Source organism: Pseudonocardia sp., from assembly GCF_029263155.1.
Taxonomy (GTDB): domain Bacteria; phylum Actinomycetota; class Actinomycetes; order Mycobacteriales; family Pseudonocardiaceae; genus Pseudonocardia.
Genome location: NZ_JAJCYB010000069.1, coordinates 1 through 16,451, shown reverse-complemented (window position 1 = coordinate 16,451; position 16,451 = coordinate 1). Strand labels below are relative to the sequence as shown.

Genomic DNA, 16,451 nt, shown 5'->3' with positions numbered 1-16,451 from the left:
GGCCGATCACGGTACCGGCGGGGCGGCGGCCACGCGGGAGGAGCGGGGGTCCGGCCGCCCGGCGGGCGCCACCGGTCGCCGGGCGCGCACACCCGCCGGTCGGCCGGTCGTGACGGCGGTCGTGGGCTCCGGTCCATCCGGTCCGCAACACCGCTCGCCGAGCGCGGGCCGCCCGTCCGGACGACCGCGCGCACCGGCATCGCGGACGAGCGCACCCCGTCGGCCACCGCCCACCCCGGTGCTGCGCTCCCCCTGCCCATCGGTTGCCGGAACGGGATCACCCGTCGCGGCGGGCCCCCTCGGCGCCGGCGAGGACGGCCCCGCTCGGCGGGGGGATCGCGATCGCGGACGCCGAGCGGCGGCCGAGCGCCCGCGCGACGGCGGGCACCGCGGCGGCCAGGCGCAGGATCCACACCGGGCGCGGGTCGCCGCGGCGCATCCGTTCCAGGCTGCCGCGCTCGGCGCGCACCTGCGCGCGCTGCTCGACGTCGGACACCGCCCGCCTGCGCACCTCGAACGCCGCGCAGGCCCGGTCGAGCTCGTCCGGGTCGGCACCGGCGAGGACCGGGCCCAGGGTGTTGCCCGCGTCGGCGGCGTCGGCGATGGCGATGTTGATGCCGTTGCCGCCGACGGGCGAGATGACGTGCGCCGCGTCGCCGAGCAGCAGCAGGCCGGGCCGGTACCAGCTGGGCAACCGCGTGATGCGGACGTTGAGCAGGGTGAGGTCGGTGAACGCTGGTTCCACCCACCCCGGGCCTCCTCCGTCGGCCCTTCCATCCCCGGCCGTGAGCACGTCGAGCCGGTCACCCAGCCACGGCATCCGGTCGCGCGCCAGCTCGAGGACCGGGCCGATCCCGGCCTCGCGGGCCTGCGCGACCGTGCCGGTGGGGATGACGTAGCCCAGCTGCCACGTGGCGCCCTGCCCGAGCGCCACGATCGCCCGCCCGGGCACGGCGAAGTAGTCCAGGCCCGACAGGTCCGGGTCGCCCGGGCGGCGCGGGACCTCGAACCACAGGATGTCCAGCCCGGCGCCCAGCTCCTCGGTCTCGAACCCGCCCAGGCGCCGGAGCTGCGAGAACCGCCCGTCCGCCCCGACGACGAGCGGGGCGCGGATCTCGCGGACGTCCCCGCCCGCCGCGCGGTACCGGACGCCGACGACCCGCCCGTCGGACTCGACGAGCTCGTTGACCCGCGCGGAGAGCTCCATCCGGAAGCCCGGGAGGTCGGCTGCGCGGGCGGTGACCATGCCCAGGAACTCGGGCTGGGGCACCAGCACGTAGTGCGGGTGACGGGTGCTGGAGGTGCTGTAGTCGGCGATCCGGTAGGCCCGCTCGCCGCCGCCGGGGAGGCGGCTGTGCCAGACGAACGCGTCCGCGGTGGCGTGCGGGCGGGCGAGCACCTCCTCGCCGAGCCCGAGCGCGTCGAGGTAGTCCATGACGGCCGGGGCCAGCGAGTCGCCGCGGAACCGGCGGGCGAAGTCGGCCCGTGCCTCCAGCAGCGTCACCCGCAGCCCCTGCCGGGCCAGGAGGTAGGCCAGCACCACGCCCCCCGGCCCGCCCCCGACGACCACGCAGTCCCGCTCGTCCGCGTCGCGCACCCCTCGATTATCTCGACAATCGAGAGAGTACGGGGCGGGACACGTCAGCGCGCGGCGGCGAAGAACGCCTTGGCATCCGGGCGGTACATGAACACCATCGCCGCGATCGCCAGCGCGACCTGGACGGCCGCGAGGAGCACGGAGACCACACCCAGCCCGCCGACGGCGAGCAGGAGCCCCGCGCCCAGCAACAGGAACACGCCGGCCAGCAGCGCGAGGACACCGACGACGGTCAGGACGATCCGAGCCCAGTTGCGTCCCTTGCGCATCCACACCACGGCCGCCGCGAGCACCGCCAGGATCACGATGCTGATCACGAGCGAGAGGTTGGACTGGGCCTCACCCGCCGCGCGGATGCTCTCGATGGTGCCGGCGGGCAGGTCGGCCTCGGTGAAGCCCGAGCCCTCCAGCGCGATCCGGATCCCCGCGTCGATCTGCGCGTCGCGCGTGAGGAACGAGACCACCATCGCGATCACGCCGAGGACGAGGTAGGCCACCCAGAGCTGGAAGGAGGTCTGGACGGACCGGGGCGGCGCGCCGCCGGGTACCGCGGACCTCCCCGGCTCCGGGTACCCGCCGCCGGGGTGGCCCGGCCCGCCGTAACCCGACCCGGGTGGCCCGCCGTAGCCCTGGCCCGGCTGCCCCTGCCCGCCGTAGCCCGGTCCCGGCTGCCCCTGCCCGGGGTAGCCCTGCCCGGGGTACTGCTGACCGGACTGGCCCGGGTGGGGCTGCTGGCCGGGGTAGGGCTGGCCGGGGTAGCCCTGGGCGCCCGGATACTGCTCGGGTGGCTGCGACATCGGTGACTCCGCTCGGATAGGTCGACTCCACTGTGATCGGGATCACGAGCGGCTGACGTGTCGATCCAAGTGGCCCCATCACCGCCGGGGCAAGGGGGAAGACCCCTCGATCGCGTGACGGCGCATGACGCAGCTCGCACGGACCGCCGGTTACCGGCCGGTTAGGCTCCCTGCCCATGACCGCCGCCACGGAGCCGATCGGGGACGCATCCGGCGCTGCCGCCGACGAGCCCGACGTCCACACCACCGCAGGCAAGCTCGCCGACCTCTACCGCCGGGCCGCCGACGCCGTCGACGCCGGCAGCGGCGCGGAACGCCAGCACGCCAAGGGCCGCCAGACCGCACGCGAGCGGATCGACCAGCTCGTCGACCCCGGCTCGTTCGTCGAGCTGGACGCGCTGACCCGGCACCGGTCCACCAACTTCGGCATGGACGCCAAGCGCCCGTTCGGCGACGGCGTCGTCACCGGCACCGGCACCGTCGACGGCCGCCCGGTCGCGATCTTCAGCCAGGACGCCACGGTGTTCGGCGGGGCGCTGGGCGAGGTGTACGGCGAGAAGATCGTCAAGGTGATGGACCTGGCCGTGAAGATCGGCTGCCCGGTCATCGGCATCAACGACGGCGGCGGCGCGCGCATCCAGGAGGGCGTGGTCGCGCTCGGTCTCTACGGCGACATCTTCGTGCGCAACGTGCGCAGCTCCGGCGTGATCCCGCAGATCTCGCTCATCATGGGCGCGTGCGCGGGCGGCGCGGTGTACTCCCCCGCGCTCACCGACTTCACGGTGATGGTCGACGAGACCAGCCACATGTTCATCACCGGCCCGGACATCATCAAGACCGTCACCGGCGAGGACGTCGACTTCGAGGAGCTCGGCGGCGGGCGGGCGCACAACACCAGGTCCGGCGTGGCGCACTACCTCGCCGACGACGAGGGCGACGCGCTCGACTACGTCAAGGAGCTGCTGGGCTACCTGCCGTCCAACAACCTCTCCGAGCCGCCGGTCTACCCGGCGCCGGAGCCCACCGCGGGCTCGATCGCCGACGGCCTCACCGACGCCGACCTCGAACTCGACAGCTTGATCCCGGACTCGGCGAACACGCCCTACGACATCCGCGAGGTCATCACCCGCGTCGTCGACGAGGGTGAGTTCCTGGAGGTCCACGCGCTGTTCGCGCCGAACATCGTCTGTGGCTACGGGCGGATCGAGGGCCGTTCGGTCGGCGTGGTGGCCAACCAGCCCACCCAGTTCGCGGGCTGCCTCGACATCGACGCCTCGGAGAAGGCCTCGCGCTTCGTGCGCACCTGCGACGCGTTCAACATCCCGGTGGTCACGTTCGTCGACGTCCCCGGGTTCCTGCCCGGCACCGAGCAGGAGTGGAACGGCATCATCCGCCGTGGCGCGAAGCTGATCTACGCCTACGCCGAGGCGACCGTCCCGAAGGTCACGGTGATCACGCGCAAGGCCTACGGCGGGGCGTACGACGTGATGGGGTCCAAGCACCTGGGCGCCGACATCAACGTGGCCTGGCCGACGGCCCAGATCGCGGTGACCGGCGCCGCCGGGGCGGTCAGCATCCTCTACCGCAAGGAGCTCAAGGGCCTCGAGGGGGACGAGCTCGCCAACCGGCGCGCGGAGCTGCAGCAGGAGTACGAGGACACCCTGTGCAACCCCTACATCGCCGCCGACCGCGGCTACATCGACGGCGTCATCCCGCCGTCGCACACGCGCGGCTACGTCGGGCGGGCGCTGCGGATGCTGGAGACCAAGCGCGAGGCGGGGCCGGCGCGCAAGCACGGGAACATCCCGCTGTGAGCACCCCGGAGGAGCGGCGGGCGCTGTTCCGGGTGGTGCGGGGCGAGCCGTCCGACGCCGAGCTGGCCGCGCTCACCGTGGTGCTCGCGGCCGCGGCGTCCGCAGGCGGCGACGCCCCGCCGAAGCCGCGCGGGCCCTGGTCCGATCCGGCCGCCGCGATGCGCCGCCCGCTGACCGTCGGCCCCGGCGCCTGGCGCACCAGCCACTGGCCACGCTGATCCCCACCCCGACATCCCTATGCCCTGATCAAGTTCCTGGCCTCGACGGGTGAGCGGGCGCACACTGTGACCGGGGGCCGCACCGGCCCGGTGTCCGGGGGGACGCGGGGCGCGGCCCGAGGAGGTGTCACATGAGCGCAGTGGTCCTGAGCCTGCTCGCGCTGGTCGTACTCGGACTCGTGATGGCCGGCGCGGTCGCCGCCGTGCGCAGGGGCTACCGGCCAGGCGGTGCCCAGCGGACCCTCGGATCCTCCGGCTCCGCGGCCGGGGGCTGGGCGGGGTTCTCCGGCGGCGACGGCGGCGGCTCCTGCGGGGGCGACGGCGGGGGCGGCGGCAGCTGCTGAACCGGGTCGCGCCCGGCGCGCACCGGGTGTGCCCGTAGGGTCGCCCACCGTGCGCGTCGTGCTCGCCTCGGCCTCCCCCGCCCGCCTGTCGATCCTGCGCGCGGCGGGGGTGGACCCGCTCGTCGAGGTCTCCGCGGTCGACGAGGACGCGCTCCTCGCGGCGATCCCCGACGCCACGCCGGCCGAGAAGGTCACCACGCTGGCGGGCGCGAAGGCCACCACGGTGGCCCGGCGGATCGACCTGGCGGACGCGGTCGTCATCGGCTGCGACTCGATGCTGCACGTCGGCGGGGAGCTCGTCGGCCGCCCGGCCGACGCGGCGCAGGCCCGGCAGCGCTGGCGGGCGATGGCGGGCGGCACGGGCGAGCTGGTGACCGGGCACGCGGTGCTGCGCGTCGTCGGCGGCGAGATCGACCGGGTCGCCGAGGGGCACGCCGTCACCGTGGTGCGCTTCGGCGACCCCACCGACGCCGAGCTGGACGCCTACCTCGACACCGGCGAGCCGATGCAGGTGGCGGGCGGGTTCACCCTCGACGCGCTGGGCGGCTGGTTCGTCGAGGGCGTCGACGGCGACCCGTCCAACGTGGTGGGGCTGAGCCTGCCGCTGGTCCGGCGACTGCTCGTCGGGGTGGGCGTCCAGGTCACCGACCTGTGGCGGCAGGACTAGCCTGGACCGTATGGCTCTGCGACACGACACCGATCCGAAGCTGGCCGAGTACGCCCACCCCGAGCGCCTGGTCACCACCGACTGGCTCGCCGCGAACCTGGGCGCGGAGGGACTCGTCGTCGTCGAGTCCGACGAGGACGTGCTGCTCTACGACACCGGGCACATCCCGGGCGCGGTGAAGGTCGACTGGCACACCGAGCTCAACGACCCGGTCACCCGCGACTACGTCGACGGCGAGGGCTTCGCCCGGCTCTGCGGCGAGCGCGGCATCGGCCGCGACACCACCGTCGTGTTCTACGGCGACCGCAACAACTGGTGGGCGACCTACGCCCTGTGGGTGTTCAGCCTGTTCGGCCACGCCGACGTCCGGATCCTCGACGGGGGCCGCGCGAAGTGGGTCGCCGAGGGCCGCGAGATGACCACGGACAAGGCCACGCCGGCCACCGCCGACTACCCGGTCGTGGAGCGCGACGACGCCGCGATCCGCGCCTTCAAGGACGACGTGCTCGCCCACCTGGGCAAGCCACTGGTGGACGTCCGGAGCCCCGGCGAGTACTCCGGCGAGCTGCTGCACATGCCCGACTACCCGCAGGAGGGCGCCGTCCGCGGCGGCCACATCCCGGGCGCGGCGAGCGTGCCGTGGGCCCGCGCGGCCGCCGAGGACGCCACGTTCAGACCGCGCGCGGACCTGGAGGCCATCTACCTGACCGAGCAGGGGCTCTCGCCGTCCGACGACGTGGTGGCCTACTGCCGGATCGGGGAGCGCTCCAGCCACACCTGGTTCGTGCTCACCCACCTGCTCGGCTTCGACAAGGTCCGCAACTACGACGGCAGCTGGACCGAGTGGGGCAACGCCGTGCGGGTGCCGATCGTGCAGGGCACCGAGCGGGGATCCGCATGACGCTGCCGCCCCAGCTCCAGGAGCTGGTGGACGACTTCGCCGACGTCGGCCCGAAGGAGCGCCTGGAGCTGCTCCTGGAGCTCTCCCGCGAGCTCCCGGAGCTGCCGCAGCGCTACGCCGACGCGGCGGACACGATGGAGCAGGTCCACGAGTGCCAGTCGCCGCTGTTCCTCGCGGTCGAGGTCGACCCCCCCGACGGCGATGGGGCCCGGCTCGTGCACCTGTTCTTCTCGGCCCCGCCGGAGTCCCCCACGACCAGGGGGTTCGCGTCGATCATGTACACCGGGCTGGACGGCGAACCGGCGCCCGACGTGCTCGCCGTGCCCGACGACTTCTACGTCGCGCTCGGGCTGGCGCAGGCGGTCAGCCCGCTGCGGCTGCGCGGGATGTCGGCGATGCTCGCCCGGATCAAGAACCAGGTGCGCGCGGCCACGGCGGCCTGAGCGCTCCGCCGGCCACCCCGGCCCGGCTCGCGCGCCCACCCGCAGCTCGCGCGCCCACCCGCGGCTCGCGCGCTGCCGGCCGCGCGCGAGCCGCGCGCCGGCGCGCGAACCGCCCTCCGGCACGCGCCATCCGCGTCGCGCCGTACCTCAATTCCTGGTGAAGAACGTTCCCGGGGAGGTCGTCGCGGTGCCACTGTGAGTCGTCCCATAAGGACGCGCACAGGAGGTGTCTCATGGCACTCGCGATGACGGGCGACACCTGGGGGATCAGCGGGCCGACGTTCCTCGTGGCCTACCTGGTGCTCACCGCCGCCGTGCTCCTCGCCACCATGCGGGCGCGCCGGGCGCTCGCCGACCCACGGCCCGATCGGCCGTTCGGCGACCCCGGCGCGCACCCCCACGACGTCGCCCACCTGCACGGCGGGCCCGAGCTGGCCGTCACCTCGGCGCTCACCGCGATGCACCTGAAGGGCACCGTCGCCCCGGTGAAGGGGCAGATCCGCGCGGTCGGCCGGCCCACGTCCGGTGACGACGCGCTGGAGCGGGCCATCCACTTCTCCGCCGGCTCCCCCGTCACGCGGCGCAGGCTGGCACTGCAGCGGCCGGTGCAGTCGGCGCTGGGCGGGATCGAGAAGCGCCTCGTCGACACCGGGATGCTGCTCTCCGACACCGAACGCCGGCAGGTCCGCGCGACCGGCTGGTGGCTCGCCGGGGTGACCGGGCTCGGGCTGCTGCGGCTGCTCGCCGGTATCGCCGACGGGAAGCCGGTGGGCTTCCTCGTCGTCGCGCTGCTCGCCGTGTCCGCGGTGGCGGGCGTGCTGCTGGCCTGGTCCCCGCGCCGGTCCCGCTCCGGGGACCGGCTGCTCGCCCGGCTCGAGCGCGAGCACCACGAGCTCGCCCCGGACACGCGCCCGGACTGGGTCGCCTACGGCCCCGCGGCGGCCGCGCTCGGCATCGGGATCTTCGGCACGAGCGCGCTGTGGGCGTCGGATCCGGCGTTCGCCGAGGAGCTCGCGATGCAGCGCACGACGCCGGGAGACGGGGGCGGATCGGGCTACGTCGGCGGGGACGCTTCCGGCGGGGACGGCGGCGGGAGCGGCTGCGGTGGCGGTGGCGGTGGCGGTGGCGGTGGCTGCGGAGCGTGAACGTCCGCGGCGCGCCGGGCCGGTTCCGGCCGTGGCGGGTCTGGGGCTCGCGTGGCGGCCCGAGATCGCCGGCGTCGTCGCCGCGGCGGACCTCGGGTTCACCGAGGTCATCGCCGAGGCCCTCGTTCCCGCAGGTCCGCCTCGAGGGGTGGCGGAGTTGCGGGAACGAGGGGTTCCGGTGGTGCCCCACGGCGTGCGGCTGTCCCTCGGCGGAGCGGACCCGCTCGACCCGGCCCGCGTCGCCCACCTGGCCGCCTGCGCCGACGCGCTGGACGCGCCGCTGGTCAGCGAGCACGTGGCGTTCGTCCGGGCAGGTGGACGCGAGGCGGGACACCTCCTGCCACTGCCGCGCACCCGCGAGACCCTGGACGTGCTGGTCGCCAACGTCGTGCACCTGCAGGGCGAGCTCGACGTGCCGCTGTCCCTGGAACCGATCGCCACGCTGCTCGACTGGCCCGAGGACGAGTTCAGCGAGGGCGAGTTCCTGACCCGGCTGCTCGACCGCACCGGCGCCCTGCTGCTGCTCGACGTCGCGAACATCCACGCCAACGCGGTGAACCGCGGCCAGGACGCGCAGGCCGTGCTGGACACGTTCCCGCTGGACCGCATCGCCTACGTCCACGTCGCGGGCGGTGGGCGACACCCCGACGACCCCGGGGGGCCCTACCACGACACCCACACCGCCGCGGTCGGAGACGACGTCCTCACGCTGCTGGGGCACCTGGTCGACCGCCTCCCGGCGTCCCCGGCCGTGATGTTGGAACGCGACGGGCACTACCCACCCGCGGCCCGGCTGCACGCCGAGCTCGACGTCCTGCGCGCGGCGGCGTCGTGAGCGCGACATGGGGGCCGCCCGCGCACCCGCCCGGACGCTGTCCACCCCCCGACCCGGCCCCGGGCGGGCCCGAGCCGGGTCGGCCGGAGCCGGGCGGCGGGCCGTCGCGGGCCGACCTCGCCGCCCGCCAGTCGGCGCTGGTGGCGGCGCTGGTCGCGGGCGGCCCACCGCCGGCGGGTGTCGACCCCTCCCGCCTGGCCGCCACCCGGCGTGCCCTGCTGCGCAAGCGGGCCGGGGAGGCGGCGAAGGAGTGGCCGCTGCTCGCCGCCGCCCTCGGCGACGCGGAGTGGGCGCGCACGTTCGCCGAGCTCCGCGACGGGCACGAACCGGTGGGGGCGCTGCGCGAGGGCTGGGAGGTCGCACGCGCCGTGCGCGACCGCGGCGGGCTCGACACCGGTGCGGCGCGGGAGCTCGCCGACCGGGAGCGCAGGCTGCGCTACGACGGCCGAGGCGCCCCGGTGCCGCGGCTGCGCACGCGGCTCGGGCGCCTCCTGCGGCCCCGACCGACACCGAGGAACACCTGACGCCGGCACGAGGTGCACGCGGCAGGCCGTCGCCGCCGCGATCATGACCGACCCGGCCGGGCGAACCTGCCGACCGGCGGCGTCATCCTCGCCACGTCCCGTCCGGCGCCTGCGGGAGGCATGCCTAAACTCCCCGGTAACCACGCGCCGGGGCACGGGATCCCCGGGCATCTCGAGGAGGCCGACCGTGCCGCGCTTGACCAAGGTCCTGGTAGCGAACCGTGGGGAGATCGCCGTCCGCGTCATCCGGGCCTGTGCCGATGCCGGCATCGGCAGCGTCGCGGTGTACGCCGACCCCGACCGCGACGCCCCGTTCGTGCGGCTCGCCGACGAGGCGTTCGCACTCGGCGGGTCGACGGCCGCCGAGTCCTACCTGGACATCCAGAAGGTCGTCGACGCGGCGAAGCAGGCCGGGGCCGACGGCGTCCACCCGGGCTACGGGTTCCTGTCCGAGAACGCCGACTTCGCCCAGGCCGTCGGTGACGCCGGGCTGGTCTGGATCGGGCCGACGCCGCAGGCCATCCGCGACCTCGGCGACAAGGTCACCGCGCGGCACATCGCCACCCGCGCGGGCGCGCCGCTCGTGCCCGGCACCAACGACCCGGTGTCCGGGGCCGACGAGGTGATCGCCTTCGCGAAGGAGCACGGGCTCCCGGTCGCGATCAAGGCGGCGTTCGGCGGCGGCGGGCGCGGGATGAAGGTCGCGCGCGAGGAGCGCGAGATCGCCGAGATGTACGACTCGGCGGTCCGCGAGGCCACGGCGGCGTTCGGGCGCGGCGAGTGCTTCGTCGAGCGCTACCTGGACAAACCCCGCCACGTCGAGGCACAGGTGCTCGCCGACACCCACGGCAACGTGATCGTCGTCGGCACCCGGGACTGCTCGCTGCAGCGCCGCTTCCAGAAGCTCGTCGAGGAGGCGCCCGCGCCGTTCCTGACCGACGAGCAGCGCGCGTCCATCCACGAGGCGTCCAAGGCGATCTGCACGGAGGCCGGCTACCACGGCGCCGGCACCGTCGAGTTCCTCGTCGGGCAGGACGGGCTCATCTCGTTCCTGGAGGTCAACACCCGGCTGCAGGTGGAACACCCCGTCTCCGAGGAGACCAGCGGGCTCGACCTGGTGCGCGAGCAGTTCCGCATCGCCGAGGGCCTGGAGCTCAACCTGCTGGAGGACCCGGCGCCGCGCGGGCACTCCATCGAGTTCCGGATCAACGGCGAGGACGCGGGCCGCAACTTCCTGCCCGCGCCCGGCACCGTCACCGCGATCTCGTTCCCGGCCGGGCCGGGCGTGCGGGTCGACGCGGGCGTCGAGAACGGGTCGGTCATCGGCGGGCAGTTCGACTCGCTGCTCGCGAAGCTCATCGTCACCGGCTCGGACCGCGCGCAGGCGCTGGAGCGCTCGCGCCGCGCGCTCGCGGAGTTCCAGGTGCAGGGTCTGGCCACGGTGCTGCCGTTCCACCGCGCGGTCGTGGCCGACCCGGCGTTCGCGAGCGAGGACTTCACCGTGCACACCCGCTGGATCGAGACCGAGTGGGACAACCAGGTGCCGCCCTTCGACGGGGGAACCGACGCCGACGCCGACGCCGCGCCCCGGCAGTCGGTCGTCGTCGAGGTCGGGGGCAGGCGCCTGGAGGTCTCGCTGCCCGGGGACATGACCTTCGGCGGCGGGGGCGGCGCCACGGCGAAGGCCCCGCCCCGCAAGCGCGGTGGCGGCCAGGGCGGCGCCGCCGCGTCCGGTGACTCGGTGACGGCCCCCATGCAGGGCACGATCATCAAGGTCGCGGTGGCCGACGGGGACACCGTCTCGGCGGGCGACCTCGTCGTCGTGCTGGAGGCGATGAAGATGGAGAACCCGGTCACCGCGCACAAGGACGGCACCGTCACGGGGCTGTCCGCCGAGACGGGCAACTCGGTCACGCAGGGCTCCGTGATCTGCGAGATCAAGGACTCGTCCTGACCCCCGCCGGGCCTGCTCCGTCGGCCCTTCCGCCCCTCTCCTAGGACATGGACGCCGTCGAGATCAACGCCGGCGCGTGGTACCTGCGGGTGCCGCGCGCCGACGAGCGGATGCACGACGGCCCGGCCGTCCTGGCGTCCTGCCGCGATCCGGAGATCCTCCGGTGGCGGCACCGCCCGCCCGCCGACCCCGTCGACGCCGAGGCCTACATCCGCCGACGCGCGCAGGACTGGGCCCGCGACGAGCGGTTCACGTGGGCCGTCTGCGAGCCGACCACGGGCGAGATGCTCGGTGAGGTGTCGCTGGAGCACGTCGACCTGCCGATGGGCCAGGCCGAGGCCGCGTGCTGGGCACTGCCCGCCGGGCGCGGGCGCGGGATGGTGACCACCGCGCTGTCCGCGGTGCTGCGGTTCGCCTTCGTGGGACGTCTCAGCGGCGGGCTGGGGCTGCACCGGGTGACCTACCAGTGGGCTGCGGGGAACCCCGCTTCCGGCCGGGTGGCGGAGAAGTGCGGGTTCCGCGTCGAGGGACGGATGCGTGAGGCCTGGGTCGCCGACGGGCGGCACCACGACATCGTCGTCACCGGCCTCCTGGCGACGGATCGTTGACGCTCCGCCGCACCCGCGCCTAACGTCGTCGGGCCAGGTTCTTCCACCGCGACCCCGCACCGTGCTGGACAAGTGCATAGCGGACAGCAGTGATGCACCCGTGTGCCCATCCACGGGGCCCGGTTCCTCTCGCCACGCAGGCTTTGCCGCGCCGCGAGCGCCCGCACGTCCCATCCAGGCGACCAGGATCCGAAATGCCCCCCGACATGTACGTCACGACCCACATCCACACCGACGGCCCCATCCCGGGCCCACACTCCCTGCTCACCCTGACCTCGGCGGCGTTCACCGCCGACGGGGTCCTGACCGCGACGTTCACCACGAACGTCCGCGAACTGCCCGGCGCCACGCTCCACCCGATCAGCCTGACCCACTGGCGGACCCGGGCGGACGACTGGCTCTGCACCCGCCGGGCGTCCCGACCACCCGTCCACGCGATGACCGCCTACGCCCGGTGGATCGACCGGATCCCCGCAGCCGCGACGTTCGTCACCGACACCGACCGTCCCGACTACCTGTTCGTGTACTGGTACCTGCAGCGCTTCACCGGCCGGTGGCCGTTCGCAGGCACCCTCCCCGAGGCGGAGCTCCACGACTGCCTCGACTGCACGGCGTACTGCTCGCTGTCGGGCTGCCGGGCACCGCACGAGGTGCCCCTGGCCCACACCAGCTGAACCCCGGACGGCCGGCGCGACTGCAGACGCGCCGGCCGTCCGGCCGTTCCGGCAGGATCACGCCATGACCGCACTGACCAAGGGCGCCAACCTCACCGTCGGCGCCCGCCGCCTCGACGTCGCGCTCACCTGGACCGACGGACCCGGCCTGCCCGACCTCGACGCCTCCGCGCTGCTGCTGGGTCCCGGCGGCCGCGTGCGCTCCGACGCCGACATGGTCTTCTACAACCAGCCCGAGCACTCCTCGGGAGCGGTGCGCCACCTCGGGAAGGGGCCCGGTCGCGACACCGTGCACGTCGACCTCGGGCGGATCGAGGACGCCGTCGACCGGGTCGTGCTGGGCGCGTCGGCCGACGGCGGCACGTTCGGCCAGGTGCCCGGGCTGGCGCTGCGGATCGTCGACGGCGACGGGGGCGGCGTCGTCGCCGAGTTCGCGATGACGGCGTCGACCGAGACCGCGTTCGTCGGCGGCGAGCTGTACCGCCGGGGCGGGGCCTGGAAGTTCCGCGCGGTCGGCCAGGGGTACGACTCGGGCCTGGCCGGGCTGGCCACCGACTACGGCATCACCGTCGACGAGCCCGCCGTGGCCGAGCCCCCGGTGCTCGGCTCGAGCCTGCCGATCGACATGCGCAAGCGTCTCGACCTGCGCAAGCACCAGGTCACGGTCACCCTGGAGAAGCGCGGCGCCCGCGGGGTCACCGCCCGGGTGGTGCTGGCGCTCGACGCGTCGGGGTCGATGTCGCGGCTCTACCGCGACGGCGTCGTCGGGCGCGTCGTGGAGCGGATGGCGGCCGTCGCCGCCGCGCTGGACGACGACGGGTCGATGCAGGCCTGGACGTTCGCGACCAACCCGGCCCGGCTGCCCGACCTCACCGTCGACGATCTGCCGGAGTGGATCCGGCGCCACGTCCGGGTGGGCGAGTTCCGGATCCGCAAGCGCCCCGCGCGGGCGCTGGAACCCGGGCAGGTCGACATGGCCGCGGTCGGTGGCGCGAACGACGAGCCGAAGGTGATCGCGCAGATACGGGCGTTCGTCCGGTCGGCCCCCGCGGCCCCCACGCTGGTGCTGTTCTTCTCCGACGGCGGGATCACCCGCAACCGCGAGATCGAGCGCGAGCTGCGGGAGGCCGTCGACGAACCGATCTTCTGGCAGTTCGTGGGGCTCGGGCGTCACAACCGGTTCGGGGTGCTGGAGCGGCTGGACACGATGACCGGACGGCGCGTCGACAACGTGGGCTTCTTCGCCGTCGACGACATCGACGACGTCCCCGACGCCTCGCTCTACGAGCGGCTGCTCGCCGAGTTCCCGTCCTGGATCACCGCGGCCCGGGCCGCGGGGGTGCTGGGCTGAGAGCTCAGGGCAGGCGCGAGGTGGTCAGCCCGCGCCCGGCGACGGCCCCGGCCACACCGGCGAGGACCGTGATCCCGGCCAGCAGCAGCGCGACCCACCCGAGCCCGCCGACGACCAGCCCGACGCCCGCGGACGCCAGGCCCACCGCGAGGCCGGTGCGGGCCACCACCGGAGCGCCTCGGCCGCGGGTGATCGCGCGGGCGCCTGCGGCCGTCAGCGCGATCGCGACCAGCCCCGCGAGCGGGCCGAGGACGATCCCGGTGGGCGGGATCAGCAGGAACAGGGCGTCGTCGAGGAGCTGGGCGCCGAGTGCGGCGACCACGACCGGTCCGGCCGGCACCTTCGACGTGACGGGTTGGATGCTCATGTGCCCATCGTCGGCGCGGCGCCCGTCCGCCGTATCCGGGATGGCCCTGACCCGACCCGGACCCGGCGGCGTCGTTCAGTCGAGGTCGCCGTGGCGCATCAGCTGCCGCCCGGCCTCGGTGATCGAGCCGGACAGCGACGGGTACACCGAGAACGTGTACGCCAGGTCGTCGACGGTCAGCCCGTTCTGCACGGCCAGGGCGATCGGCAGGATCAGCTCGGACGCGACCGGCGCGACCACCACCCCGCCGACCACGACGCCGGTGGCCGGCCGGCAGAACAGCTTCACGAACCCGTGCCGCAGCCCCTGCATCTTCGCGCGGGGGTTCGTCGACAGCGGGAGCATGATCGTGCGGGCCGGTACCTCGCCGGCGTCGATCGCCCGCTGGCTGATCCCGACCGTGGCGATCTCCGGGCGGGTGAACACCGCCGACGCCACGGTCTTCAGCTTGATCGGCGCCACGCCCTCGCCGAGCGCGTGCCACATCGCGATCCGGCCCTGCATGGCGGCGACCGAGGCGAGCATGAGCAGCCCCGTGCAGTCACCGGCCGCGTAGACGCCGGGCACGGAGGTGCGGGACACGCGGTCGACGGGGATGAACCCGCCGCGGTCGGTCTCGATGCCGATCTGCTCCAGGCCCAGATCGCCGGTGTTGGGGACGGATCCGACCGTCATCAGGGCGTGGGTGCCGTGGACCGTGCGGCCGTCGGCGAGCGTGACGACCACACCGTCCCCCTCGCGGCGCACCGAGTCGGCGCGGGCCTGCGCCAGGATCTCCACACCGCGGTCCGCGAAGACGTTCTGCAGCACGGCGGACGCGTCAGCGTCCTCCCCGGGGAGCACCCGGTCGCGGCTGGACACCAGCGTGACGCGGGACCCCATCTCGACGTAGGCGGACACGAACTCCGCGCCCGTCACCCCCGAGCCGACGACCACCAGGTGCTCGGGTAGCTCGTCGAGGTCGTAGAGCTGGCGCCAGGTCAGGATGCGCTCACCGTCGGGCTCGGCGTCGTCGAGGATGCGGGGGGTCGCGCCGGTGGCGACCAGCACCACGTCGGCGGGCAGGATCTCGCGGCCACCGTCCGCGGTGCGGGCCTCGACGACGTGCGGGGCGCGCGCCACCGGCTCGTCGGTGAAGCAGGCGGCGCCGCGGACGATCCGCACGCCCTCGCGCTCCACGCGGGCGCGGACGTCGGCCGACTGGGCGAGCGCGAGGCCGTTCACCCGGGCGTTCACCCGCGGTAGGTCGACCTCGATGGCGTCGCGGTCGACGGCGAGGCCGAGCTCGGGTGCGCGGTGCAGGTCGACACGGATGCCGGCCGAGGAGATGAACGTCTTGGACGGCACGCAGTCGTCCAGGACGCACGCTCCGCCCATGCCGGCACGCTCCACGACGGTGACGTCGCTGCCGTGCTGCGCGGCCACCAGGGCCGCCTCGTAGCCGGCCGGGCCACCGCCCATGATCACGATGCGGGTCATCGGGCCCTCTCGGATGTCGACCTTGCTTGCCCGATCACGGTACGCGGGCGGCGGCGCACTAGTCTGTGCCGGTGCCGCTCTACGCCGCGTACGGGTCGAACATGGACCCGACCCAGATGAAGCAGCGCGCCCCGCACTCGCCGATGGCCGGGACGGGGTGGCTCCAGGGATGGCGCCTGACCTTCGGTGGCGAGGACTACGGCTGGGAGGGCGCCCTCTCCACCGTGGTCGAGGCCCCCGGTGAGCAGGTCTTCGTGGTGCTCTACGACGTGCCCGAGCAGGACGCCCCCCAGCTCGACCGGTGGGAGGGCGGGGAGCTCGGCCTGCACAAGAAGCTGCGGCTGCGGGTGCACACCCTCGACGGCGACGTCCTGGCCTACATCTACGTGCTCAACGACTACGAGGGCGGCGAGCCCAGCGCCCGCTACCTCGGCGTCCTCGCCGACGCCGCCGAACAGGCCGGCGCCCCCGACGACTACGTCGCCGCCCTGCGCAGCCGCCCCAGCAGCAAGTCCTTCTGACCCCCGCCCCCGCGAGTCGGGCTCTCCGTGCGCGCGAGTCGGGCTCTCCGTGCGCGCGAGTCGGGCTCTCCGTGCGCGCGAGTCGGGGCCTCCGTGCGCGCGAGTCGGGCTCTCCGTGCGCGCGAGTCGGGCTCTCCGTGCGCGCGAGTCGGGCTCTCCGTGCGCGCGAGTCGGGCTCTCCGTGCGCGCGAGTCGGGCTCTCCGTGCGCGCG

The 16,451-nt window shown here is 74.5% G+C and carries 18 protein-coding genes; 14 read left to right on the top strand and 4 right to left on the bottom strand.

Translation table 11 applies throughout. The annotated features are described in order from the left end of the window. Window positions 1-277: 277 nt before the first annotated feature. Window positions 278-1,645 (bottom strand): FAD-dependent monooxygenase, encoded by a 1,368-nt coding sequence (locus Q1K26_RS13285; protein WP_363320479.1) that lies wholly within the window; start codon window positions 1,643-1,645, stop codon window positions 278-280. Continuing rightward, window positions 1,642-2,394 (bottom strand): hypothetical protein, encoded by a 753-nt coding sequence (locus tag Q1K26_RS13280; RefSeq protein WP_300011371.1) that lies wholly within the window; start codon window positions 2,392-2,394, stop codon window positions 1,642-1,644. Before Q1K26_RS13280 ends, Q1K26_RS13285 begins: the two co-directional genes overlap by 4 nt. 176 nt (window positions 2,395-2,570) lie before the next feature. Between Q1K26_RS13280 and Q1K26_RS13275 the strand changes: the two genes are divergently transcribed. The 13 genes from Q1K26_RS13275 (at window position 2,571) to Q1K26_RS13215 (ending at window position 13,872) form a co-directional block, all read left to right on the top strand. After that, the gene (locus Q1K26_RS13275; RefSeq protein ID WP_300011367.1) at window positions 2,571-4,208 is read left to right on the top strand and encodes an acyl-CoA carboxylase subunit beta; all 1,638 of its coding nucleotides are present in this window, start codon (window positions 2,571-2,573) and stop codon (window positions 4,206-4,208) included. Beyond that, window positions 4,205-4,426 carry an acyl-CoA carboxylase subunit epsilon gene (locus Q1K26_RS13270; RefSeq protein ID WP_300011364.1) on the top strand — a complete coding sequence of 74 codons (222 nt, stop codon included), beginning with the start codon at window positions 4,205-4,207 and terminating at the stop codon, window positions 4,424-4,426. Before Q1K26_RS13275 ends, Q1K26_RS13270 begins: the two co-directional genes overlap by 4 nt. A gap of 131 nt (window positions 4,427-4,557) precedes the next feature. Beyond that, the gene (locus tag Q1K26_RS13265; RefSeq protein WP_300011361.1) at window positions 4,558-4,770 is read left to right on the top strand and encodes a hypothetical protein; all 213 of its coding nucleotides are present in this window, start codon (window positions 4,558-4,560) and stop codon (window positions 4,768-4,770) included. 49 nt (window positions 4,771-4,819) lie between these two features. Further along, window positions 4,820-5,437 (top strand): nucleoside triphosphate pyrophosphatase, encoded by a 618-nt coding sequence (locus tag Q1K26_RS13260; protein ID WP_300011358.1) that lies wholly within the window; start codon window positions 4,820-4,822, stop codon window positions 5,435-5,437. A 10-nt stretch (window positions 5,438-5,447) separates the two neighbouring features. Then, entirely contained in the window at window positions 5,448-6,338 is an 891-nt protein-coding gene (locus Q1K26_RS13255) for a sulfurtransferase (protein ID WP_300011355.1), read from the top strand. Further along, the gene (locus Q1K26_RS13250; protein ID WP_300011353.1) at window positions 6,335-6,781 is read left to right on the top strand and encodes a SufE family protein; all 447 of its coding nucleotides are present in this window, start codon (window positions 6,335-6,337) and stop codon (window positions 6,779-6,781) included. Before Q1K26_RS13255 ends, Q1K26_RS13250 begins: the two co-directional genes overlap by 4 nt. 233 nt (window positions 6,782-7,014) lie before the next feature. Next, a complete protein-coding gene (locus Q1K26_RS13245) occupies window positions 7,015-7,926 on the top strand; it encodes a TIGR04222 domain-containing membrane protein (protein WP_300011351.1) in 912 nt (303 codons plus the stop codon). Continuing rightward, window positions 7,886-8,761: a DUF692 domain-containing protein gene (locus tag Q1K26_RS13240; protein ID WP_300011348.1), complete on the top strand. Its 876-nt coding sequence runs from the start codon at window positions 7,886-7,888 to the stop codon at window positions 8,759-8,761. The genes Q1K26_RS13245 and Q1K26_RS13240 overlap by 41 nt, the downstream gene beginning before the upstream one ends. After that, complete coding sequence (locus Q1K26_RS13235; protein WP_300011345.1) at window positions 8,758-9,285, top strand: hypothetical protein; 528 nt, start codon at window positions 8,758-8,760, stop codon at window positions 9,283-9,285. Before Q1K26_RS13240 ends, Q1K26_RS13235 begins: the two co-directional genes overlap by 4 nt. A 187-nt stretch (window positions 9,286-9,472) precedes the next feature. Next, complete coding sequence (locus tag Q1K26_RS13230) at window positions 9,473-11,239, top strand: acetyl/propionyl/methylcrotonyl-CoA carboxylase subunit alpha (RefSeq protein WP_300011342.1); 1,767 nt, start codon at window positions 9,473-9,475, stop codon at window positions 11,237-11,239. A gap of 47 nt (window positions 11,240-11,286) precedes the next feature. Next, complete coding sequence (locus tag Q1K26_RS13225; RefSeq protein WP_300011340.1) at window positions 11,287-11,847, top strand: GNAT family N-acetyltransferase; 561 nt, start codon at window positions 11,287-11,289, stop codon at window positions 11,845-11,847. Window positions 11,848-12,041: 194 nt separating this feature from the next. Further along, the gene (locus tag Q1K26_RS13220; protein ID WP_300011338.1) at window positions 12,042-12,521 is read left to right on the top strand and encodes a hypothetical protein; all 480 of its coding nucleotides are present in this window, start codon (window positions 12,042-12,044) and stop codon (window positions 12,519-12,521) included. A 64-nt stretch (window positions 12,522-12,585) separates the two neighbouring features. Beyond that, the gene (locus Q1K26_RS13215) at window positions 12,586-13,872 is read left to right on the top strand and encodes a VWA domain-containing protein (protein ID WP_300011336.1); all 1,287 of its coding nucleotides are present in this window, start codon (window positions 12,586-12,588) and stop codon (window positions 13,870-13,872) included. Window positions 13,873-13,876: 4 nt separating this feature from the next. Here Q1K26_RS13215 and Q1K26_RS13210 read toward each other — a convergent pair whose 3' ends face one another. Continuing rightward, complete coding sequence (locus Q1K26_RS13210; protein WP_300011334.1) at window positions 13,877-14,239, bottom strand: hypothetical protein; 363 nt, start codon at window positions 14,237-14,239, stop codon at window positions 13,877-13,879. 75 nt (window positions 14,240-14,314) lie between these two features. After that, on the bottom strand, window positions 14,315-15,718 hold the full coding sequence (locus tag Q1K26_RS13205; RefSeq protein WP_300011331.1) for an NAD(P)H-quinone dehydrogenase: 1,404 nt from the start codon (window positions 15,716-15,718) through the stop codon (window positions 14,315-14,317). Between the two features lie 71 nt (window positions 15,719-15,789). Here Q1K26_RS13205 and Q1K26_RS13200 point away from each other — a divergent pair, with 71 nt between their 5' ends. Beyond that, window positions 15,790-16,239, top strand: a complete 450-nt coding sequence (locus Q1K26_RS13200; protein ID WP_300011328.1) for a gamma-glutamylcyclotransferase — start codon at window positions 15,790-15,792, stop codon at window positions 16,237-16,239. Window positions 16,240-16,451 lie beyond the last annotated feature (212 nt).

Coding starts and splice junctions, on each gene's coding strand:
- Q1K26_RS13280 (WP_300011371.1), bottom strand. CDS start 2,394: ATGTCGCAGCCACCCGAGCAGTATCCGGGCGCCCAGGGCTACCCCGGC.
- Q1K26_RS13275 (WP_300011367.1), top strand. CDS start 2,571: ATGACCGCCGCCACGGAGCCGATCGGGGACGCATCCGGCGCTGCCGCC.
- Q1K26_RS13265 (WP_300011361.1), top strand. CDS start 4,558: ATGAGCGCAGTGGTCCTGAGCCTGCTCGCGCTGGTCGTACTCGGACTC.
- Q1K26_RS13255 (WP_300011355.1), top strand. CDS start 5,448: ATGGCTCTGCGACACGACACCGATCCGAAGCTGGCCGAGTACGCCCAC.
- Q1K26_RS13250 (WP_300011353.1), top strand. CDS start 6,335: ATGACGCTGCCGCCCCAGCTCCAGGAGCTGGTGGACGACTTCGCCGAC.
- Q1K26_RS13245 (WP_300011351.1), top strand. CDS start 7,015: ATGGCACTCGCGATGACGGGCGACACCTGGGGGATCAGCGGGCCGACG.
- Q1K26_RS13225 (WP_300011340.1), top strand. CDS start 11,287: ATGGACGCCGTCGAGATCAACGCCGGCGCGTGGTACCTGCGGGTGCCG.
- Q1K26_RS13220 (WP_300011338.1), top strand. CDS start 12,042: ATGCCCCCCGACATGTACGTCACGACCCACATCCACACCGACGGCCCC.
- Q1K26_RS13215 (WP_300011336.1), top strand. CDS start 12,586: ATGACCGCACTGACCAAGGGCGCCAACCTCACCGTCGGCGCCCGCCGC.
- Q1K26_RS13210 (WP_300011334.1), bottom strand. CDS start 14,239: ATGAGCATCCAACCCGTCACGTCGAAGGTGCCGGCCGGACCGGTCGTG.
- Q1K26_RS13205 (WP_300011331.1), bottom strand. CDS start 15,718: ATGACCCGCATCGTGATCATGGGCGGTGGCCCGGCCGGCTACGAGGCG.